Source organism: Myxococcus sp. CA039A (assembly GCF_013336645.1).
GTDB lineage: Bacteria > Myxococcota > Myxococcia > Myxococcales > Myxococcaceae > Myxococcus > Myxococcus llanfairpwllgwyngyllgogerychwyrndrobwllllantysiliogogogochensis.
In genome coordinates, this window is record NZ_JABUMQ010000571.1 from 1 (window position 1) to 3,317 (window position 3,317).

Below are 3,317 nucleotides of genomic sequence, written 5' to 3' on the forward strand. Positions count from 1 at the left end.
GGGGGCGACACGGGCGCGGGCGTGGGCCGGGAGTAGTTCTCCCCGGCGATGGCGCGCGACATCTTGTCCGCCATCTGGTCGCTGCCCGCGAGCAGGAAGTGCTCACGCGCGCGGCCGTACTCGCCCATCTGCGCCAGGGCGAGGCCCAGGTAGTTCTGGGCCTTCTGGTGCTCGGGCGACAGGTCCGTGGCCGTCTCGAACTCACGCACGGCGCGCTGGAGCGCGTTCGTCTTGAGATACACCAGGCCCAGGTTGACCCGCAGCGTCGGGTCCACCGGGTTGTCGCGCACCAGCATCTCGTAGAGCTCGGCCGCCCTGTCGAACAGGCCGAGCTTGAAGTAGCAGAGCCCCAGGAGGTTCTGTGCCTTCTCGTTGCGGGGTTGGAGCTGGTGGGCTCGCTCCAGGAACTCCTTCGCCTCGATGACCTTGTTGGCGGCCAGCAGCTCGCCACCGCGCTGGAGCTGCTGGAGGAACTCGTCGTCAGCGGGGCTCGTCTCCGCCCGCCCCTTCACGCGCGTCGTCATTCTGGGATGTGGGCTCGCGGGGACCGCTCTCGGCGGGCCGCTCGCGCTCCTTGTAGTGGTAGTAGAGCTGGAGCACCTTGCGGACGTACCCCTGCGTCTCCTCGTAGGGGGGCACCTTGCCACCGTAGCGCTTCACCGCGTCTGGCCCCGCGTTGTAGGCGGCAATCATCTTCACCATGTCGCCGTCGAACATGTTGGCGAGCACGCGAAGGTAGCGCACGCCGCCCTCGATGTTGTCGCGCTCGTCGAAGATGTCCTTCACGTACATGTCCGACGCCGTCGCCGGCATCAGCTGCATCAGTCCGCTGGCGCCCTTGTGGCTGAGGGCATTCTTATTGAAGTTGCTCTCCGCGTGCATGATGGCGCGAACGAGCGCGGTGGGGATGCGGTAGCGCAGCGCCGCCGCGGCGATGTGCGGGTCCAGGTCCGGCGGCGTGTTCTTGCGTCCCACCGCCGGCGAGTTCTTCGCGGGCGCCTGGGCAAACGAGCCCTTCATCTTCTTCGCCGCCTTGGAGCCGGAGGGCGGGACGTTCGTGTAGACGATGGTCCCGTCCTTCTCCACGTAACGGTAGATGGACTCGGACGCTCCCGCCCACGACGGGAAGGCCAGCACGGCGAAGAGGCTGAGCGCGGGAATGGCACGCATATCGGCCCCCGAACCTTAGACACACGCAGGAAAGTCCTCAAGAAAACGCCTTGTTTCCGGCACTTACAGTCGTTAAGGCTGTCGGCCATGCCCCATCGGTTCGATTTTCTCGTCCTGGGAGGCGGCGTTGCGGGCCTCTCATTCGCCCTCCAGGCGGCCAGGCACGGCACGGTGGCCGTGCTGACCAAGCGCGAGCGAACGGAGAGCAACACCGCTTATGCCCAGGGGGGCATCGCCAGTGTGCTCGCCCCCACTGACAGCTTCGACGCCCACATCGAGGACACCCTCGTGGCCGGCGCGGGCCTGTGCCACCGGGACGCGGTGGAGGTGACGGTGCGAGAGGGGCCCGAGCGCGTACAGGGGCTGGTGACGCTCGGCGCGGAGTTCAACCGGCAGACCTCCGGCGAGTTCGACCTGACGCGCGAGGGAGGCCACTCCGCGCGCCGCATCATCCACTCGGGCGACATCACCGGACGCGAGGTGCAGCGCGCCCTGCTGGCCGAGTGTGACGCGACCCCCAACATCACCTTCTTCGCCAACACCGCCGCCATCGACCTCATCCTGGACCGGCGTCAGCCCAGGCCGGGGACAAGCCGGTGCGTGGGGGCGTATGCGCTGCAGGAGAACGGAAGCATCGAGCGCTTCCTGGCGAAGGTGACGGTGCTGGCGACGGGCGGCGCGGGCAAGGTGTACCTGTACACGTCCAACCCGGATGTGGCGACGGGTGACGGCGTGGCCATGGCGTACCGGGCGGGCGCGCAGGTGGCGAACATGGAGTTCTACCAGTTCCACCCCACCTGCCTCTATCACCCGGAGGCCAAGAGCTTCCTCATCAGCGAGGCACTGCGCGGCGAGGGCGGCAAGCTCAAGCTCAAGGGCGGGCAGACCTTCATGGAGCGCTATCACCCGCTGGGCGCGCTCGCCCCGCGCGACGTGGTGGCGCGCGCCATCGACGCGGAGATGAAGCGCACCGGCGACGAGTGCGTGTACCTGGACATGACGCACATGGGCCGGGCCTTCCTCACCGAACGCTTCCCCAACATCTACGCCACCTGCAAGGCGTTCAACATCGACATGGCGGTGCAGCCCATCCCCGTCGTCCCCGCGGCCCACTACCAGTGCGGCGGCGTGGTGACGGACCTGCACGGGCGCACCTCGGTGCCCGGCCTGTACGCCATCGGCGAGGTGTCCTGCACGGGCCTGCACGGCGCCAACCGGCTCGCCTCCAACTCACTGCTGGAGGGCCTGGTGTTCGGCCAGCGCGCCGTCAAGGTCGCCCAGGAGGAGCTGGCCTCCCTGTCCACGCCGGGCGAGGACCCACCAGCGTGGGACGCGGGCAGCGCGGTGGAGTCCGACGAGAGCGTCGTCGTCAGCCACAACTGGGACGAGATTCGCCGGCTCATGTGGAACTACGTGGGCATCGTCCGCACGGACAAGCGGCTGATGCGCGCGCGGCGCCGGCTGGAGCTGCTGCGCGAGGAGATTCGCGACTACTACTGGCGCTTCAAGGTGACTCGCGACGTCATCGAGCTGCGCAACATCGCCGACGTCGCGCTGCTCATCGTCGACTGCGCCAGCCGCCGCAAGGAGAGCCGCGGCCTGCACTTCACGCTCGACTACCCGCACCCCGACGACCACCACTGGCTGCGTGACACCACCCTTTCCCGGGAGCTGTGAGCGACATGTCCTCCGGACCGCGACACATCCTCGACGCACCGGGCTCCAGCCCTGAGCAGCGGGGAGGAGGCCATCCGTTCGGCACCCCGCCGCCGCCCCAGGCGCCTCAGCCCAGGCCGTGGGTCTGCTACGCCATCATCGGCATCTGCGTCGTGGTGTTCGGCCTGGAGGAGGCCGGTCAGCTCCCGTCGTTCAACTCCCGGGAGCTTCCGCTGGGCGCCCTGTATGGCCCCGCGGTGCAGGCCGGGCAGTACTGGCGACTGCTCGGAGCGGCACTCGAGCACGGCGGCATCCTCCACCTCGTGTTCAACATGTCCGTGGTGGTGACGCTGGGCTTCACGCTGGAGCGCGGCATCGGCAGCCTGCGCTTCCTCGGGCTGTCCCTCGTCACCGCGCTGGGTGCGTCCACCTTCTCGCTGCTCTTCAACTTCGACACACCCATGGTGGGTGCGTCGGGGATGATTCTGGGG

4 protein-coding genes are annotated in these 3,317 nt (G+C 68.3%); 2 read left to right on the forward strand and 2 right to left on the reverse strand.

Going from position 1 to position 3,317, the window contains the following annotated elements; genetic code table 11:
• Both HR086_RS45795 and HR086_RS45800 read right to left on the reverse strand, forming a co-directional pair.
• A partial coding sequence (locus tag HR086_RS45795; protein ID WP_174468803.1) for a M48 family metallopeptidase occupies positions 1 to 524 on the reverse strand: 524 nt, incomplete at its 3' end.
• Positions 481 to 1,170, reverse strand: a complete 690-nt coding sequence (locus HR086_RS45800) for a lytic transglycosylase domain-containing protein (RefSeq protein WP_174455830.1) — start codon at positions 1,168 to 1,170, stop codon at positions 481 to 483. The genes HR086_RS45795 and HR086_RS45800, both read right to left, overlap by 44 nt.
• Positions 1,171 to 1,257: 87 nt before the next feature.
• On the opposite strand from HR086_RS45800, the gene nadB reads away from it, so the two are divergent.
• Both nadB and HR086_RS45810 read left to right on the forward strand, forming a co-directional pair.
• Positions 1,258 to 2,847, forward strand: coding sequence for an L-aspartate oxidase (gene nadB / locus HR086_RS45805; RefSeq protein WP_174455831.1), 1,590 nt, complete (start codon positions 1,258 to 1,260; stop codon positions 2,845 to 2,847).
• A gap of 5 nt (positions 2,848 to 2,852) precedes the next feature.
• Positions 2,853 to 3,317, forward strand: a 465-nt coding sequence (locus HR086_RS45810) for a rhomboid family intramembrane serine protease (RefSeq protein ID WP_254626750.1), incomplete at its 3' end; no start/stop codon positions are given.

Excerpts from the sequence above, each read along its gene's own strand:
- nadB (WP_174455831.1), top strand. The coding sequence starts at position 1,258 with ATGCCCCATCGGTTCGATTTTCTCGTCCTGGGAGGCGGCGTTGCGGGC.
- HR086_RS45800 (WP_174455830.1), bottom strand. The coding sequence starts at position 1,170 with ATGCGTGCCATTCCCGCGCTCAGCCTCTTCGCCGTGCTGGCCTTCCCG.